We start from the raw sequence: 19,945 nt of genomic DNA on the forward strand, positions 1-19,945 counted from the left end.
GGTGGGGCGGATGGGGCTCAGGCCGGCTTCCGGTCGAGGGCGAGCGTGAGCGCCTTGACGATCCCGGGGCCGAGGTCGCCGTTGGTGAGCAGGACGAACCCGGAGGCGGCGTGCAGGTGGCCGAGCGCGAAGCCGTGGTAGCCGATCGGCGTGCCGCCGTGGCCGTAGTGCACGTCGCCCTCGGACACCTCGACGATCGTGCCGAGGCCGTAGCCGCTGTCGGCCTCCGGCGTCAGCATCGCCGCGCTGGTCTCGCGCGACAGCAGCGCGCGGGGCCTGCCGAGGCGGCCGCGGCGGACCTCCATGACCACCTCGGCCAGGTCGGCCGCGGTGGCCCACAGCCCGGCCGCGGCCTGGTCGGCCCTGACCCGGTAGCGCCCCTCGATCGTCGCGCCCAGCTCGTCGTGCCCCCAGGCGGCCGAACGGCCGGCCGCGAGCGGGAGGTTCTGGTCGAAGCCGCTGTGCCGCAGCCCGAGCGGCTGCATGACGAGCCCGTCCACGAGCTCGGCGAACGGCGTGCGGGTCATGTCCTCCAGCAGCTGCTGGACGACCAGGAAGTGGACGTTGGCCCTGCGGAACGCCTCGCCGGGGACGAGCTCGCGGGTGACGTCCGCCGCCAGGATCTCGGCGACGGGCGGCGCTCCCGTCCCGGGGAGGAAGCCCTTGCCCTCGTTCGGGGTCAGGCCCGACCGGTGCCCGAGCAGGTGCCGGAGCGTCACCGGGACCGCGTCGGCCGGGCCCGGCACCCGCCACGACTCCAGGTAGTGGTTGACGTCCCCGTCGAGGTCCAGGCCCTCGTCCACGAGCTTGAGCGCGGCGAGCGCCGTGACGTGCTTGCTCAGCGAGCCGACCTGGAAGACGGTGTCGGCGCGGACGGGCGCGGTCCGCGCCGCGTCCACGAAGCCGAACGCCTCCAGCTCGACCAGCTCGCCGTTCTCGATGAGCGCCAGGCTCGCGCCGGGCACGGTGCTCTCGGCCAGGGCCCGCTCCAGCACCTCGCGGTACCGGGAGGCGGCCCGCGCGGGCACCGTCGGGACGGAAGCGGGCGGCGCGGGGTTCTTCTGATCCACCGCGGCGGCCAGCTCCCGCAGCGTCTCGTGCTGGTAGAGCATGTGCAGGGTGAGCGGCAAGCCGGCGTCCCGGGCCGCGGCGGTCACCTGGATCGCCTGGATCGAGTGGCCGCCGAGCGTGTGGAACCCGTCGTCGCGGCCGCAGCGCTCCGCGCCGAGGACCTCGCAGATGATCGCGGCGAGCGCCCGCTCGGCCGGTGTGGCCGGTTCGAGGTAGGCGCGCGTGTGCCCTCCGGTGCGGTGGCGCAGCAGCTCGGCCCGGTCGACCTTGCCGTTGCGGTTCAGCGGGATCGAGGCGACCTCGGTGAAGCTCGCCGGGACCATGTAGGCGGGCAGCCGCTCCGCGCAGGCCCGCTCCAGCTCGGCCGGGTCCGCCGCGCCGACGTGGAAGGCCGCGATGTCGCCGGTCTCGGTGACGGCGACCGCCGCCTCCTCGACCGACGCGTGCTCGGCCAGCACGGCCTGGATCTCGCCGAGCCCCACCCGGTAGCCGCGGATCTTGACCAGGTCGTCGTCGCGGCCGAGGAAGTCCACCGTGCCGTCCGGCAGCCACCGGGCCCGATCCCCGGTCCGGTAGAGCCGGGCGCCGGGCGGGCCGTAGGGGTCGGGGACGAACGCGGCGGCGGTGCCGGCCGGGCTGCGGTGGTAGCCGCGCGCCAGCCCGGTCCCGCCGACGAACAGCTCTCCGTCGACGCCGGCCGGGACGCGGCGCATCCGGCCGTCCAGCACCCGCATCACCATGCCGGGGAGCGGGGCGCCGATCGGCACGCCCTGCTCCCTGACGGGTCCGTCGAGCGGGTGCACGCAGGTCCCGACCGTGGCCTCGCTCGGCCCGTACTCGTTGACGACCCGGCCGTCGCCGAGCATGCCCCGCCACTGCTCGGCCAGCGGGACCGGGAACACCTCGCCCGCGACCACGATCGTGGCGGCGAGGGCGCCAGCCTGCTCGGCGGTGAGCTGCCGGGTCAGGATCTCCAGATGGCCGGGGGTGAGCTTGAGGAAGCCGAACGGCCCGGCCTCGGCGAGCCGCTCGCCGAGGCGCGTCAGGTCGTCGCCGGCGGGCAGCATCCAGACGCGCTCCCCGGCCAGCAGCGGCGCCCACAGGTTCGGCACCACCAGGTCGAAGGCGGTGGAGGAGAACAGCGCGCCGCCGCCCGGCCCGGCCGCCACCAGCTCGCGGGCGGCCCAGTCGAGGTGGTTGGCCAGCGACCGGTGTGTGACGGCCACGCCCTTGGGGCGTCCGGTGGAGCCCGAGGTGTAGATGAGGTAGGCCAGCCGGTCCGGCGGCTCGGCCGCCCCTGGCGCCGGGGGCACGGCGCGCGGCGGGGGTACGGCGCCGGGCAGGGCCCGCGCGCCGTCGGTGGTGACGACCGCCGCCGCTCCCGACTCGCGCAGCAGGTCGTCGATCCGCGCCGCCGGGGAGGCCGGGTCGATCGGCAGATAGGCCGCGCCCGCCTTCCAGCTCGCGAGCATCGCGGCGAGCAGGCCGGGGCCGCGGTCCAGGACGATGCCGACGACCGACTCCGTCCGCGCGCCCAGCTCCCGCAGCCGCCCGGCGAGCCGCTCGGCGCGCTCGTCCAGCTCGGCGTAGGTCAGCTCCTCGGCGCCCTGGACGACCGCGACCGCCTCGGGCGTGCGGGCCGCCTGCGCCTCGAACCGTTCGAGCACCGACGCGGACGCGGACGGCGCCGCCCCCTGCTCCCGGCCCGCCAGCTCGGCCACGCGGGCGGCGGGCAGGACGGCGTCGGTGGAGCCGTCCGGGTCGGCGGCCATGGCCTCCAGCACGGATTGGTACAGCTCGGCCAGCAGCGCCGCGTGCTCGGGCGTCACGCCCGCCGCCCCGAACCGGAGCACGAGCCTGCCGGGCGCGGTCGCGACCGAGAACACGAACTCGTTCACGGCGAACCCGCCGGTGCCCGTCACCTCGGTCGTGCCGGAGTCCCGGTCGGTCTCGGCGAAGTCCTGGTAGCTGAAGTAGACGTCCACCAGGCGTCCCGCCTCGCCGGACGCGCGCTGCAACTCGGGCATCGGGAAGTGGCGGTGCGCCCACTGGGCCGCCTCGCGGTCGAAGACCAGGCGCACCAGCTCCCGCCAGGTGGCGGCGGCGGGCGGCGAGGGGAACGGCAGCACGTTCAGGTGCATGCCGAGCGACCGTTCGGCGTCGTGCGCCTCCCGCCGGACGTGGGTGGTGAGCCCGCTGTGGAAGGCCGGCTCGGGGGTGAGCGCCCGCAGGACGGTGAGGTGGGCGGCCAGCATGACGCTCTTCAGCGGCGCCCGCACGGTCCTGGCGAGGCGGCGGAGCCCCTCGTCCAGGGGCCGCAGGTCGATGTCGAGGTCGTAGGACTCGCTTACCGCGTCCCGGTCCAGCCACGCGGGCGGAAGCTCGAACTTGGCGTGCGTGCGGAGCGTCTCCAGCCAGAACGCGCGGTCGTCGGCCGACCCCAGCGCCCGCAGCTCGGCGGCGACCGTGTCGGCGAACCGCTCGGCGGGCGCCGGGCGCGCAGGCAGCCCCTGGTAGGTCTCGATCAGCTCCCGGAGCAGCAGGCGCAGGCTCCACCCGTCGAGGATCGCGTGGGCGTAGGCGACGGTGAGCTGCCAGCCGTCGTCCCCGCACAGGTGGACGTGGAGGCTCAGCAGCGGAGGCTCGGCCGGGTCGAAGACCATGGCGCGGCGGCTCGCCACATGCGCCTCGATCTCCTCGTCCGGCACGTCCGGGCCGGTGATCTCGACGGGGATCTCGACGTGCTCGTGGACGAGCTGGAGCGGCTCGGAGTGGCCGTAGGCGTCGAACGACGTCCGCAGCGCCTCGTGCCGCTCGGCCAGGGCGGCGACGGCCCGCCGGAAGTCACCGGCGGAGAAGGGCCTGCCGTCCCGGATCCGGACGGAGCTGACCTGGTGGTAGCCGGGGCGGCCCGACTCGCTGGAGGCCAGCATCTCGATCAGCATGCCGACCTGGTTGCGGGTGGCCGGGTAGGCGTCGGTCAGCCCGTCCGGCAGCCGCTCCCGGTCGGCGGCCGACAGCAGCGCGAACGGCTCGGTGCGCGGCGCGTCCTCGGCGGTGCCCGCGCGGGCGGCCAGCAGCGCGCACAGCTCGGCGAAGCCCTCGTGCTCCATCAGCTCGCGGGTGGTGATCCCGTAGCCCTCCTCGCGGAGGGTCGCGACGAGCACCACGGCGCGGATGGAGTCGCCCCCGAGGTCGAAGAACCGGTCGTCCAGGGTGACCCGCTCGACGCCGAGGACCGTCCGCCACAGCGCGGCGATCCGCTCGTGGAACGGCGAGGGCAGTTCCACGGCGTCGCCGTCCCGGCGGGCGGCCGGCTCGGGCAGCGTCCGCCGGTCGAGCTTGCCGTTGACGGTCAGCGGCAGCGCCTCCAGCTCCACGAACGCCGAGGGCACCATGTAGTGCGGCAGCCGCTCGCGCAGCGCGGCCGGGTCGAACGCGGCGTCGCCGTCCGGGACGACGTAGCCGATCAGGCGCGGCTCGCCCGAGGCGTCGCGGCGCAGCGCGACGACCCCGTGCCGCACCCCGGGGCTGGCCGCCAGCGCGGCCTCGACCTCGCCCAGCTCGACCCGGTAGCCGTGGATCTTCACTTGGTCGTCGATGCGGCCGACGAACTCCAGCACCCCGTCCCGGGTGCGGCGCGCTGTGTCGCCGCTGCGGTACCGCCGCGCCCCCGGGGGACCCTGCGGGTCGGGGACGAAGCGGGCGGCGGTCAGCCCGGGGCGGCCGAGGTAGCCGCGGGCGACGCCGGGGCCGGACACGTGGATCTCCCCGACCGCGCCGGGCGGCACCGGGTGCCCGTCCTCGTCCAGCAGGTCGACGGTGAGGTCCGACAGCGGGCGGCCGACGGTGTTGGGCGCGTCGGGCGCGAGGTCCCGCTTGGACAGCCGGTGGTAGGTGGTGTGCACGGTGGTCTCGGTGATCCCGTACATGTTCACCATCGCCGTCCGGCCGAGGCCGCGGCGCTCCACCCAGGGCGCGAGGTCGGAGAACTCCAGGCGCTCCCCGGCGAAGACGACCGCGCGCAGCGCGACCTGCTTGAGCTTGCGGTCGAGGTCCCCGGCGGTCAGCAGCGCGCGGAACGCGGTCGGCGTCTGGGACAGGACGGTCACCTCGTGCTCGATCAGCTCGTCGAGCAGCTCGTCGGGCATCCGCGTCACGTCCGGCGGGACGACCAGGACGGCGCCGCCGTTCAGCAGCGCGCCCCACATCTCGAACACCGACACGTCGAAGGCGTAGGAGTGGGTCATGCTGAAGACGTCGGTGTCCTCGAAGGCGTAGTGCTCCTGGGCCGTGGTGATCAGCCGCACGACGTTCCGGTGGGTGACCGCCACGCCCTTGGGCCGTCCGGTGGAGCCCGAGGTGTAGATCGCGTAGGCGAGGTTGTCGGGGACCGCGCGCGCCCCTCCGGCGGGACCCTCGCCCGGGTCGATGCCGTCCGTGCCGATGAAGATCGCGCCGCAGCGCTCCCGCAGGGCGGCGGCGCGGTCGTCGCCGACCACGACCCGCACGTCCGCGTCCGCCACCATGTAGGCGAGCCGGTCCAGCGGGTTCTCCGGGTCCAGCGGAAGGTAGCCGGCCCCGGCCTTGAGGACGCCGAGCAGCGCGGGCAGCAGGTTCTCGCCCCGCTCCAGGCAGACGCCGACCAGGTCGTCGGGCCCGATCCCGAGCGAGGTCAGGTGGGCGGCGAGCCGGGCGGCGCGCCGTTCGGTCTCGGCGTAGGACAGGCGCGCGCCGCCCGCGATGACCGCGGTGGCGTCCGGTGTCGCGGCGGCCTGCTCGGCGAACAGGTCGTGCAGGCAGTCGCCGGTCTGCGGCGGGGCGGCGAAGCGGCGGGCGTCGCCGTCCAGCCCGTCCGCGACGGCCTCCAGCACCTGCCGTTCGAGCCCGGCCAGCCGCCGGGCGGTGTCCTCGGAGATCGTCCGGGCGTCGGCGGTGAGCACCACCCGGCGGTCGCCGAAGGCGTGCACCGCCAGGCCGAACTCGGTGGGCGCCTCGGTGGCCCTGGCCTCGGTGTCGATCGCGCGGTCGTCGGTCTGGTGGAAGTCGATGTAGTTGAAGTAGGCGGGGACCAGCCGCCCGCCGCCCTTCCACAGCGCCTGCACCGCCGGCGCCGGGTAGCGCCGGTGCGCCCAGGTCTCCAGCTCCGCCTCGAACGTCCGCGCCAGCAGCTCGCGCCAGGTGCCCGCGGCGCCGTCGAAGGGGATCGGAAGCGTGCTGAGGAACATCCCGATCGCCTGGTCGGCGCCCACGACCTCCGGGCGGGCGTGCTGGACGAGCCCGGTGTGGAACCGGCCGCCCGGCGCGAGGGCGTCGAGCGCGGTCAGGTGCGCGGCGAGCAGCACCGTCTTCAACGGCACGTCCGCCTCGGCGGCCCTGGCGCGCAGCCGCTCGCCGAGGTCGTCCAGCGGGACCTCGATGTTGTAGGAGCCCGGCCCGGCATCGGCCAGCTCGGCCGCAGTCGGCGCGGGCGGGGTGAACGGCCGGTAGTCGGTGACGATCCGCCGCCAGTAGGCGCGGTCCTCCTCCCCCGCGAGGGAGGCCAGCTCGCCCGCGACGAAGTCGGCGTAGCGGACGCCCCGCTCGCGCGGCCCGGCCTCGCCGGTGTCGCGGAGCCGCCGGTACGTCGTGATCAGCTCCATCTGGAGGGTGTGCTGGCTCCAGCCGTCCAGGATCGTGTGGGAGAAGGTGAGGGTGAGCCACCAGTCCCCGCCGGTCCCGGCGTGCGCGGCGGCCCGCAGCAGCGGGGCCCGCGTGAAGTCGAAGACGTCGGCCCGCTCCCGCAGCATGAAGTCGTCCAGGTCGCCGGGCTCGTGGACGGCGCTGAGCGCCTCCACCTCGGCGTGGACGAGCTGCATCGGGACGGAGTAGCCGGTCAGGTGCAGCGAGGTCCGCAGGATCTCGTGCCGGGCCACGATCTCGGCGACGGCCGCGTGGAAGGCGCCGGCGTCGAACGCGGCGTCGTCCTTGATCCGGGTGCTCGCCACGTTGTGGTAGACGTTGCGCTCGCCGCCCGCCATGAACTCCGAGATCATGCCGAGCTGGAGCTGCGACATCGGGTAGGCGTCGTCCAGGCCCTCGGGCAGGGCGGCGCGGTCCTCGTCCGACAGCAGCGCGAACGGCTCGACGGCGGCGGGCGGCGGCGCCGCGGCGCCCACGCGTCCCGCGAGACCCGCGAGCTCCGCGACCGTGCGGCGCTCGAACACGTCCCGGACGGTGACGGCGACGCCGGCGGCGCGCATCCTGCCGACGACCGCGACGGCCCTGATCGAGTCGCCGCCGAGGTCGAAGAAGCTCTCGTCCGCGCCGACCTCGGCGATGCCGAGGACCTCGCGCCAGATCCCGGCGACCCACTCCTGCCCCGCGCCGGTCGCGGCGGATCCGGGCGTGCGGGCGGCCTCCGGGAACCCCTGCCCGGGGGCGGGGGCGGGGAGCGCCTTCCGGTCGATCTTGCCGTTGGGCGTCAGGGGCAGCGCGTCCAGGACGACCAGCGCGCCGGGGACGGCGGCGGCGGGCAGCGTCCCGGCCAGGGCCGTCCGCACGGCGGCGGCGTCGATCGTCCGGCCCGGGGCCGCGACGACGTAGCCGGTCAGCAGCGCCGTCCCGGCCGCGTCGCGGTGCACGGCGGCGGCCGCGTCGGCGATCTCGGGACGGGCGCGCAGCGCGGTCTCGACCTCGCCCAGCTCGATCCGGGCGCCCCTGATCTTCACCTGGCCGTCGTCGCGGCCGAGGAACTCCAGCTCGTCGTCGTCGGTCCAGCGCACGAGGTCGCCGGTCCGGTAGAGCCGCGACCCGGGCGGGCCGTAGGGGTCGGGCAGGAAGGTCGCGGCCGTCCGTCCGGGATGTCCCGCGTAGCCGCGTGCCACGCCCGCGCCGCCGACGTACAGCTCGCCCGCGACGCCGCCGGGGACGGGCTCGGACCACTCGTCCAGGACGTACAGGCGGGTGTTGCGCACCGGCCGCCCGATAGGCACCCGGCCGCCCTCGTCCTGCCCGGCCGACAGCACGAACGCGTGGGTGACGTCGTCGGAACACTCGGTCGGGCCGTAGGCGTTGACCAGCTCCACGTGCGGGTACCTGGCCAGCCAGCGGTTCACCAGGTCGGGCGGGAACGCCTCGCCGGTCACCACCAGGAACCGCAGCTCCGGCAGGTGCGGCGCGTCCGCGCCGACCTCCCAGGCGTCCAGCGCGGCCCGCAGCAGCGACGGGACGACCTCCAGGACGGTGGCGTGCTGGTCCCGGGTCAGCGCGAACAGCTCCAGCGGGTCCAGCGCCGTGTCGTCGTCGGCGACCACGAGGCGGCCGCCGGTCGCGAGCACGGCCAGCATCTGCCACACGGAGATGTCGAAGGCCAGCGACGCGTTGTGGACGAGCACCGTGGCGCCGTCCATCCGCAGGTCCTCGATCTTGGCGTGCAGGTGGTTGACCATCCCGGCGCGGTGGACGAGCACGCCCTTGGGGTTGCCGGTGGAGCCGGAGGTGTAGATGACGTAGGCGAGGTGGGCGGGGTCCGCGGCCGCGAGGCCGTCCGGGCTCTGGCCGGCCCACGCCTGCGGACGGTCCAGCGGGACCGCCGTGTAATCGCCCGGCAGCTCAGGGGCGCCGGACTCGGTCAGCAGCAGCGAGACGCCCGCGTCGTCCGCCATGAAGGCGAGGCGGTCCAGCGGCCGGTCCGCCGCCAGCGGCACGTACGCGGCCCCGGCCTTGAGCACCGCGAGCACGCCGAGCACGGACGACACCGAGCGCGCGGCGTACAGGCCGACCACGGTCTCCGGTCCCGCGCCGAGCCCGCGGAGGTAGCGGGCCAGCCGGTTCGCCTCGGCGTCGAGGGCGGCGTAGGTCAGCCCACCGACCGCGATCCGGTCGGGGTACGCCGCGGCGACCTCGGCGAACCGCTCCTCGAACGAGGTCCAGGGCGCCGGGCGCGCGGTCTCGTTCAGCGCGGCCAGCCGGTCCCGCTCGGCCGCCGGGAGCAGGCCCGTCCTGGCATCGCCGTCGAGGTCCGCGGCGATGGCCTCCAGCGCGGCGCGGTGCATCGCGGCGAGCAGCTCGGCGCGGTCCCGGCCCAGCACCCGCGTGTTGCTCTTGATCGCCAGGCCGCTCCCCGAGGTGTTGACCTCCAGGTCGAACTCGGTGGCGCCGCCGCCCATCCCGGCCGCGACGTCGACCTGCTCCTCGTCCACGACGTGGAAGTTCTGGTAGTTGAAGATGACGTTGATCAGGCGGCCGCCGCCGGCCACGCGCTGGATCTCCGGCAGCGGGAACCGGCGGTGCGGCCACAGCGCCAGCTCGGCCGCGAACACCTCGGCGCACAGCTCGCGCCAGGTGGCCGGGCCCCTCGGCACCGGGACGGGCAGCGTGTTGACGTACATGCCGTGGACGAGGTCCGCTCCGGCGATCTCCGGGCGGGTGTCGCACACCAGCCCGGTGTGCACGGCGCCCTCGCCCGCCACGGCGGACAGCACCGCGAGGTGCGCGGCGAGCAGGACGGTCTTGGCGGGGAAGCCCGCCTCGTCGGCCACCTCCACCAGCCTCGCCCGCAGGTCGGCCAGGGGCACCTCGACGCGGTAGTCGGTCGCGGGCCCGTCGCCCGCCCAGCCGGGCGGCAGCGTGAACGGACGGCGGCCGGTGGTCACCTGCTCCCAGTGCCCGCGCTGCTCGGCGTCGGCGAGCGCGTCCAGCTCGGCGGCGATGGTGTCGGCGAACCGCACGGCCGGGGCGGCGGGCGCGGGGGTGGCGGCGCCGTCCCTGATCGCTTGGTACTCCTCGACCACCTCCATCAGCAGGGAGTGCTGGCTCCACCCCTCGGTCAGGGCGTGCGACTGAGTGAACGCCAGCCGCCAGCCGTCCGGCTCCAGGTGCACCGCGACGCGCAGGAGCGGCGCGATGGCCGGGTCGAGGCCCCGCCGCCGCTCCCCGTCGATGTAGGACCGGATCCGCCGCTCGCGCTCGGCGGCGGACCGGGCCCGCAGGTCCTCGATCCGCACCGGGACGTGCACGGCGGGGTGGACGAGCTGGAGCGGGACCGAGAAGGAGTACAGGTCGAAGGACGTGCGGAGGGTCTCGTGGCGGGCCACGACCCGCTCCACGGCCGCCCGCAGCGCGTCGCCGTCGAACGGGACATCGTCGCGGATCATGAAGGAGGCGCAGTGCTGGTACCGGTTGCCGTCGCCGCCCGCCAGCATCTCCACCAGCATCCCGAGCTGCACCTGGCCGACGGGGTAGGCGTCGTCCAGCGGGGCGGGGAGCCGGGGCCGGTCCTGCTCGGGCACCAGGGCGAACGGCTCGACCAGCGCGTCGGCGACGTCGCCCCTGGGCGCGCCGGCGTGCGCGGCGACACGGGCGATCGTCCGCAGCTCGAACAGGTCCCGGACCGACACCGCGTAGCCCGCCTCGCGGAGCGCGCCGACCAGCGCGACCGCGCGGATCGAGTCGCCCCCGGCGGCGAAGAAGTCGTCCTCCACGCCCGGCTCCGCCACCGCGAGGACGCGCGACCACACCTGCGCGACCGACCGCTCGGCGGCCGTGCGGGGCTGGACGGCGGTCGTGAAGGCGGCCGCGCCGGGCTCGGGCAGCCGGTCCCGGTCGAGCTTGCCGTTGACCGTCACCGGGATGGCGTCGACCGCGACGTACCCGGCGGGCACCAGGTGCGCGGGAAGCGCCCGGTCCAGCCCGGCGCGCAGGCCGCGCGGCGTGACGGCGTCCACACCGTCCCGCCCGTCCTGTCCCTGCGAGCCTTCGGTGTCCGGGACGTAGTAGGCGATGAGCCGGTCATCGATGACGGTGACGACCGCCTGCGCGACGCCGGGCAGCGCGGTCAGCGCCGCCGTGATCTCGCCGGTCTCGATCCGGTAGCCGCGCAGCTTGATCTGCTGGTCGAGCCGCCCGAGGAAGTCGAGCGTCCCGTCCGGCAGACGGCGGACCAGGTCGCCGGTCCGGTAGAGGCGCGCGCCGGGCGGGCCGTGCGGGTCGGGGACGAACCGCTCGGCGGTCTCGGCGGGCCTGCCGAGGTAGCCGTGGGCGAGGCCCGCGCCGCCGACCACCAGCTCGCCGGGCACCCCGGCGACGGCCGGTTCGAGGTCGGCGTCGACGACGTGCCCCGTCGTGCCGGGGATGAGCCGCCCGATCGGGATCGACGCCGCGTCGGGCGCCACCTCGCCGATGTCGTGGACGGTGGAGAAGGTGGTGTTCTCGGTCGGGCCGTAGCCGTTGAGCAGCCGTCCCGGGGCGCCCGTCCGCTGGACGTTGCGCACGGTGGCGGGGTCGAGCGCCTCGCCGCCGATGAGGACGGTGCCCACCGAGGCCACCGCCGCGGGCTCCTCGCGGACCGTGTGGTTGAACAGCGTCGCCGTCATCCACAGGTGCGTGGTCCCGGTCGCCCGCAGGGCCTGCGCCAGCGCGGCGGGGGTGAGGACGGTCTCCTGGTCGAGGATGACGATCCGGCCGCCGTTGAGCAGCGGCCCCCACACCTCCAGCGTCGAGGAGTCGAACGAGGTGCTGCTGATGTGGGCGAAGCGGCTGTCGGCCCCGAGGGCGAGGTATCCGGCGCCGCGGACGAGGCGGACGACCGCCCGGTGCGGGACGACGATCGCCTTCGGCCGTCCCGTGGAGCCCGAGGTGTACATGACGTAGGCGGGGTGCTCGGGCGTGACCGCGGCGGGGCCGGGACGCGGCGCCTCGTCCGGACGCGACGAGGCGTCGCGCCGCCCGTCCAGCACCGTGGGCTCGACGACCACCGTGGGCCCGGCCCACGCGGGCAGGGTGCCGTCCGGTTCCGCGGAGGTGAGCAGCGCGGCGGCGCCGGAGTCCTGGAGCATGAACTCCAGCCGCTCCGCCGGGTAGGCCGGGTCGAGCGGCAGGTAGGCGGCGCCCGCCTTCACCACGCCCAGCAGCGCCGCGACCATCTCCGGCGAGCGCTCCATGCGGACGCCCACGACGCCGCCCGGTCCCGCGTGCACGGCGACCTGCTCGGCGACCCACGACGAGGCGACGTCCAGCCACCCGTAGTCGAGCTCCCGGTCACCGTGCACGACCGCGATGCTCGACGGGTCGGCGGTCACCCGCAGGACGGCGTCGTCGCCGTCGAGCGCGCCGGCGGAGGCGTCCCAGGAGGCCGGGGCCCCGCGCTGGTCGTCCGGCGTGCCCCAGGCCGCGCCGTCCGCGCCGTTCTCCGCCATGTCCTCCAGGACGGTGCGGAAGAGCCCGGCGATGCGGTCCGCGTTCGCCTGCGTCAGCGCGTGCGAGTGCGTGCGCAGGCTCAGGTAGCCGCGTAGCGCGGTCACGCCGAGCGCGAATTCGGTGGAGCTCCGGTTGAGGCCGTTCCCCTCGTCCACGACGTGGTCCGAGCCCTCGCCCGCGCCGGTCCCGCCGAAGTCCAGGTAGCTGAAGAACACGTCGATGAGCCGGTCGGTGCCGTCCCCCGCCGCCCCCAGCGACCCCATCGCGGCCAGCGGGTAGTCGCGGTGCGGCCACGCCCGCTGCTCCTCGGCGAGCATCCGCCGGGCCAGCTCCCCCCACGTCCGCGCGGTGCGGTCGATCGGAAGCGGCAGCGTGTTGAGGAAGGTCCCCAGGACGCGGTCGCCGCCCACGACCTCCGGGCGGGTGTGCGCGACGGTCCCGGCGAAGAACTCCGCCTCGCCGGTGAGCAGGCCGAGGACCTTGGCGAACGCGGCGGCCAGCACGCTCTTGATCGGGACTCCGGCGTCGGCGGCGAGCACGCGGAGCCGGGCGTCCAGGTGGCGGTAGGGGATACCGGAGCGGATCTGGACGGCGGGGGCGTCCAGGTCCCCGTGCCAGTCCGCCGGGAGCGTGAACCGGGGGCGGCCCGTGACGTCCCGCCAGTGGTCGCGGTCCTCGGCCGACTCCAGCGCCGCCAGCTCGGCGGCGATCACGTCGGCGAACCTGACCGGCACGGGCGGCGGCGCGTGGCCCGCGTCGCGGTAGCGGTCGAGGAGCTCTTCCAGCAGCAGGTGGTAGCTCCAGCCGTCCAGGATCGCGTGGCTCTTGACGAAGGTGCAGCGCCAGGCGTCGTCGGACTGCACGTGGACGACGACGCGGATCAGCGGCTTGGGCGCGGCGAGGTCGAAGAGCCTGCCGCGCTCGGCGGCGACGAACGCCTCCAGCTCGGCGTCCTGCGCGGCCTTGCCGAGGCCCCGCAGGTCGCGCAGCCCGCACTCGATCTCCGCCTCGGCGTGGACGAGCTGGAGCGGCAGGGAGAAGCCCTCCAGCGCGACCGAGGTGCGGAGCACGTCGTGCGCCAGGGCCGTGTCCCGGACGGCCCGCCGGAACCGTTCCATGTCGAACGGCTGCCCGTCGTCGATGAGGAACGACGAGATGTCGTGGTAGTGCGCCTCCGCGCTGAGCTGGGTCTCGATCAGCATCCCGAGCTGGTTGCGCGACAGCGGGTAGGCGTCGGCGAGGCCGTCCGGGAGCGCGGCGCGGTCCGCCGGGTCCAGGAGGGCGAACGGCTCGACCGGCGGGGCGGCCTCGGCCGGCGCGGCGCGCCCGGTCAGCCGCTCGCACAGCTCCGCGACGGTCGGGCTCGCGAACACGTCGCGGACGCCGACGTCCAGGCCGTCCTGGCGGAGCGCGGCGACCAGCGAGACCACGCTGATCGAGTCGCCGCCGCGGTCGAAGAAACTGTCGTGCACGCCGACGCGCTCCAGGTCCAGCACGTCCCGCCAGATCGCGGCGACCCGCTCCTCGGCGGGCGTGCGCGGCTCGACGAGATCGCCGCCCGACAGCGCGCCGGAGTCGAAGGCGGGCAGCGCGGCCCGGTCGACCTTGCCGACCGGGGTCAGCGGGATCCGCTCCAACGGCACGTACCCGGCCGGGACCATGTACTCGGGCAGCAGGGCGGCGCAGTGCCGCCGCAGCTCGTCGCCGTCGGTCTCCGCCGCCTGCTCCGCGGGCACGTAGTAGGCGACGAGCAGGCCCTCGACCACCACGACGCGGGCGGCCGACACCGCAGGATGGCGGCTCAGCACGCCCTCGATCTCGCCGGGCTCCACGCGGTTGCCGCGCAGCTTCACCTGCTCGTCGCGGCGGCCGATGAACTCCACGACCCCGTCCGAGCGCCAGCGGGTGATGTCGCCCGTCCGGTAGAGGCGGGACCCGGGCGGGCCGTACGGGTCGGGCATGTAGCGGTCGGCGGTCAGGCCGGGGCGCCCGCCGTAGCCGTGGGTGACACCCGAGCCGCCGACGCACAGCTCGCCGGGGACGCCGACCGGGACCGGCTCCAGGTTCCGGTCGAGGACGAGCATGGTGGTGCCCGGCATCGGCCGCCCGATCGGCACGACCTGGTCGGCGCAGGGGCCGTCCACCTCGAAGGTCGAGTTCCCCACCGTGATCTCGGTGGGCCCGTACTCGTTCATGACGCGGCCGCCGGGGCCGAGCATGTCCGCCCAGCGCGCGGCCGCGTCCCCGGCCAGCGCCTCCCCGCCCGGCACGACGGCCGAGGCCAGGCCCGCGACCTGCGCGGGTTCGAGCTGCCTGCCGAGCACGTCGAGGTGGCTCGGGGTGAGCTTGATGAAGTCGTAGGGGCCGGACGCGGCGATGGCCGCGCCGAGGTCGGCCGGGTCCAGATCGGGCGGCAGGACGTGCACGGGACGGCCGCAGATCAGCGGCGCGAACAGCGTGGTGACCACCAGGTCGGAGCCGAACGCCGAGAACAGCGGCGCGCCGCCGGGCTCGGGGGCCGCCGAGCGGCCCATGTAGTCGATGACGGCGAAGTTCAGGTAGGTGGCCAGGTTCCGGTGGCTGACCCGGACGCCCTTGGGCTTGCCCGTGGAACCCGAGGTGTAGATGACGTAGGCGAGCCGGTCGAGGTCGGCGGGCGCCGTGGGGACGGCCGCCGTCGGCTCCCCGAAGCCGTCCTCCGGCGTCACGACGTGGCGGCCGAAGCCGTCGCGGCCCTCGGCGGTGACCAGGAGCCGCACGTCCGAGTCGTCCAGCATGCCGCGGATCCGGTCGGCGGGGACCGCGCCGTCGAGCGGCAGGTAGGCGGCGCCGGTCTTCCAGACGGCGAGCACGCTGACCAGCAGCGCGGGACTGCGGTCCAGCAGGATCCCGACGATCGAGTCCGGCCCCGCGCCCGCCTCGGCCAGCCGGCGCGCCAGGCGGTTCGCCGCGCGGTCCAGCTCGCCGAAGGTGAGGCGCTCCGCGCCCGCCATGACCGCGGTCGCGTTCGGGGAGGCCGCGACGCGGGCCTCGATGAGCGCGAGCGTGTGCCCGAGACCCGGGTCCCGGTCGCCGACCGCCCACTCGCCGGTCAGCCGGGCCCGCTCGGCCTCGGGGAGCCAGACGTCCCGGGGGCCGCCCTCCCCGGTCGCCATCGCCCGCAGGACGGCGCGGAACATCGCGCCGATGCGCTCGCCGTGCTCCCTGCCCAGGACCCTCGGGTCGGCGGTCAGCACGACCTGCCCGCCCCGCGAGGAGATCGTCAGCGGGAACTCGGTCGGGCTGTCGTCGCCCGCGGGCGCCACGGTGCCGAGGTCGACCTGGTGGAAGTCCTGGTAGTTGAAGATGACCTGGTAGAGCCGCTCGCGCCCGCCCGCGGCCCGCTGGATCGCGGCGGTCGGGTAGCCGCGGTGGGGCCACAGCTCGACCTCGCGGGCGAACGTCGCCCGCACCAGCTCTCGCCAGGTGCCCGCCGACCGCTCGGCGACGAGCGGGACCGTGTTCAGGTACATGCCGTAGACGCGGTCCGCGCCGAGCACCTCGGGCCGGCCGTCGCAGACCAGCCCGAGGTAGAAGCCCTCCTCGTCGGTGAGCTGGCTCATCACCTTCAGCAGCGCGCTGACCATGACGGCCTTGAGCGACGCCCCGGCTTCGGTCGCCAGCTCCCGCAGCCCCGCCTCAAGGTCGGACCACAGGACGGAGACCTGGTAGCGGTCGCCGGGCGCGGCGTCGGGGTCCTGCCATCCGGCGGGCAGCTGGAAGCGGGCGTTGCGCTCCAGCACGTCCCGCCAGTACCCGGCGGACTCCTCGGACGCCAGGATCCGCCGCTCGGCCGCGACGAAGTCGGCGAACCGCACGGCGACGGGCTCGGGCTCCTCCATCGGCAGCCCGTCCCGGTACCGGTCGTAGAGGCCGATGAGCTCCATCACCAGCGAGTGGTGGCTCCAGCCCTCCAGGATCGGATGGCACTCGGTCACCGCGACCCGGTACCCGGTCGCCCTGGTCAGGTGGACGTGCAGGCGGAGCAGCCCCGGCACGCCGAGGTCGAAAAGCCGCGCCCGCTCGCCGCGCGAGTGCTCCTCCAGCAGCTCTGCGAGCCGGGCCGGGTCGGAGACGTCGCGCAGGTCGAACACGCGGGTGTCCAGGGCGGCCGACGCGTGCACCACCTGCATCGGGACGGAGTAGCGCTCCAGGTCGATGGAGGTGCGCAGGACCTCGTGGCGCGCGGCCAGCGTCGCCGCCGCCGCGCGGAAGGCGTCCGCGTCGAACGGGTGGCCGTCGTGGACCTCGAACGCCGAGACGTTGTGGTAGAGGTTGTCGCCCGAGTCGACGAGCATCTCCACCAGCATGCCGATCTGGTTCTGCGACAGCGGGTAGGCGTCCTGCGCCCCCTCGGGCAGCCGCGCCCGGTCCGCGTCCGAGATGAGCTCGAACGGCTGGACGAGCACGTCCAGCTCGGCGCCGCCGGGCTCCCGGTCGGGCAGCGCGTCCAGCAGGGACGCGATCGTCCGGTGCGCGAACACGTCCCGCACCGACGCGGCGAAGCCCTCGGCGCGCAGCTCGCCCACCAGCGCGACCGCGCGGATCGAGTCGCCGCCGAGCTCGAAGAAGCCGTCCCGCACGCCGACCTCGGGCACGTCCAGGACGCGCTGCCAGACCGCCGCCATCGCGCGTTCGGCGGGCGTGCTCGGGGCGACGCGCTCGCCGCCGGCCCGCAGCGCGGCGCGGTCCACGGCCGGGAGCGCCTTGCGGTCCAGCTTCCCGTTGGCGTTCATCGGGATGCGCTCCAGCGCGAGGAACGCCGACGGGACCATGTAGTCGGGCAGGAAGCCGGCGCAGTAGGCCGCCAGCTCGGCCGGCGGCGGCGGGGCCCCGTCCGGGACCAGGTAGCCGACGAGCCGGGCGCCGGACGGGCGGTCCTCCTTGACGACGACGGCCTCGCGCACGCCGGGATGCCCGGCGAGCACCGCTTCGATCTCGCCCAGCTCCACCCGGTAGCCGCGGATCTTGATCTGCTGGTCGGCCCGGCCGAGGAAGTCCAGCCGGCCGTCCGGGCGCCACCGCGCGAGGTCGCCGCTGCGGTACATCCGGCTTCCGGGGGGCCCGAACGGGTCGGGCAGGTAGCGGCTCGCGGTCAGGCCGGGCCGCCTGGCGTAGCCCCGGGTCACGCCGGGGCCGGCCACGTGGATCTCGCCGGGCACGCCGACGGGCACGAGCTGTCCCCACTCGTCGAGCAGGCGGACGGTCAGGTCGGAGAGCGGGAGCCCGATCGGGTTGCCGCCCTCGGGCCCGAGGTCGTCCTCGATGATCCTGTGGAACGTGGTGTGCACGGTGGTCTCGGTGATCCCGTACATGTTCACGAGGATGGGCCGGTCGAGCCCGGCCGCCTCGGCCCACGGCCGCAGTTCGGGCAGGTCCAGCTTCTCCCCCGCGAACACGACCGCCCGGAGGTCGAGCGGGCCATCGGCCGCCAGCGCGCTGAACGCGGTCGGGGTCTGCGAGAGGACGGTGACGCGCTCGGCCACCAGCAGCTCCCGCAGTTCCTCCGGCGAGCGGGTCACCTCGGCGGGGACGACGACCAGCTTCGCGCCGTGCGCGAACGCGGCCCACATCTCGAACACCGACACGTCGAAGGCCGGGGAGTGCGTCATGCTGAACACGTCGCCGGGGCCGAACGCGAAGTGCTCCTGCGCGGTGGAGACGAGGCGGGCGACGTTGTCATGGGTGACCATGACGCCCTTGGGCACGCCGGTGGAGCCCGAGGTGTAGATCGAGTAGGCGAGGTTCTGCGCGGTCGCGACCGGTTCGAGGTCGCCGGCGTCCTCGGCCCGGACGTCCGCCCGGAGATCGTCGGCGTCCACCGCCAGCACCCGCCCGGTGAAGACCGGGGCGAGCCGCTCGGCGGGCTCCCCCGCGGTGACCAGGACGTCGACCCGCGCGTCGGACAGCATGAACCCGAGGCGGTCGGCCGGGTGGACCGGATCGAGGGGCAGGTAGCCCGCGCCCGACTTCAGGATGCCGAGCAGGGCGGGGATGAGGTCGTCGCCGCGGGTCAGGCAGAGGCCGACCAGCCGCTCCGGACCCGCGCCGAGCGCGCGGAGCCGCCGTGCGATCCGGTTGGCGCGGGCGTTGACCTCGGCGTAGGTCCGGGTGGTCCCGCCCGCGGCCACCGCGGGCGCGTCCGGGGTCCGGCGCGCGGTCTCCTCGAAGATCTCGTGGAGCGTCGCGCCCGCGCGGGCCGCCGCGTCCGGCCGGGGCCGGTTGACGATCGCCAGCTCGTCGTCGTCCAGCAGCCGCAGCCCGGACAGCCGCAGGTCCGGGTCGGCGGTGACCTGCGCGAGCAGGCGGCGGAAGTGGCCGGCGAACCGCTCGACGGTCGCCTCGTCGAACAGCGCGGTCGCGTACTGGAACCGGGCGCTCATCCCGCCGCCGGTGTCCCGGCGCACCTGGAGGGCGAGGTCGCACTTGGCGACGGCGTCGTCGTCGCCGAACTGCTCCACCTCGATGCCCGGGACGGCCAGGTGCGGCGCCCGGTCCTCGTGCATCGTGAACGCGACCTGGTACAGCGGCGTCCGGGACATGTCGCGCTCGGGGTCGAGCTCGTCCACCAGCCGGGCGAACGGGACCTGCTGGTGGTCGTAGGCGTTCAGGACCTTGGTCCGGGTGGCCTCCACCAGGTCGCGGAAGCCCGGGTCGCCGCTCCAGCGCCCCCGCATGACCAGCGAGTTGAGGCAGTAGCCGACGACGTTCAGCAGCTCGGGCCGGTCCCGGCCCGTCACGACCGTGCCCACGGGGACGTCGGCGCGGCCGGTGTAGCGGGAGACGAGCGCCTGGAACGCGGCGAGGAGCACCATGTACGGCGTGGCCTCGGCGATCTCGGCGATCTTGTGGACGCCGTCCATCAGCTCGGGGCCGAGCGCGAAGTCGACCTTCCCGCCGGCGTGGCCGCGGATCGCGGGGCGGCGGCGGTCGGCCGGCAGCTCGGTCGGCTCCAGCCCGTCCAGCTCCGCCAGCCAGTAGCCCAGCTTGCGGTCGAGCGCCGGTCCCGCGAGCTCGGCCCGCTCCCACTCGGCGTAGTCGGCGTACTGCGGCCCCTCGGGCGCGGGCAGGGCACCGTCGTTGTAGGCCCGTCCGAGGTCCTGGCAGATGATCTGCATGGACCACGCGTCGCACGCGATGTGGTGGCAGACGACGAGGAGAATGTGGTCGTCGTCCGCGTGCTTCAGCAGGCGCGCGCGGGCCGGCCACTCGGCGGCGAGGTCGAACGGGCGCGCCAGCTCCTCGTCCAGGACGCGGCGCGCCTCGTCCTCGCCCGCCACCTCCAGGACCTCGAAGGCCGGCGTGCCGGGGGGATCGATGAGCTGGACCGGGCGGCCGTCCGCGGTGCCGTAGCGGGTCCGCAGGATCTCGTGCCGGGCGCAGACCAGCTCCCACGCGCGGCGGAGCCGCCCGGCGTCGAGCGGCCCCCGAAGCCGCAGCGCGAGCGGCACGAGGTACTCGACGCTGTCCGGGTCGATCTGCGAGAGGGCCCAGAGCTGCTGCTGCCCCCGCGACAGCGCGATCGGCCCCGACCGGTCGGCCGTGGGGAACCGCCTGCGGGCGGCGCCCCGTGCCCGCCCCGAGAGCCTGGCCTGGACGAGCGCCTCGCGCCGCGCCTCGGCCGAGTCCGTCAGCCCCTCACCCATCGTCCCGCCCC

General features: G+C 75.3%; 1 protein-coding gene. It reads right to left on the bottom strand.

Translation table 11 applies throughout. The annotated features are described in order from the left end of the window. Positions 1–17: 17 nt before the first annotated feature. Entirely contained in the window at positions 18–19,934 is a 19,917-nt protein-coding gene (locus E1298_RS06160) for a non-ribosomal peptide synthetase (protein WP_131889824.1), read from the bottom strand. Positions 19,935–19,945 lie beyond the last annotated feature (11 nt).

This window comes from Actinomadura rubrisoli, from assembly GCF_004349215.1.
GTDB lineage: Bacteria > Actinomycetota > Actinomycetes > Streptosporangiales > Streptosporangiaceae > Spirillospora > Spirillospora rubrisoli.

Excerpts from the sequence above, each read along its gene's own strand:
- E1298_RS06160 (WP_131889824.1), bottom strand. The coding sequence starts at position 19,934 with ATGGGTGAGGGGCTGACGGACTCGGCCGAGGCGCGGCGCGAGGCGCTC.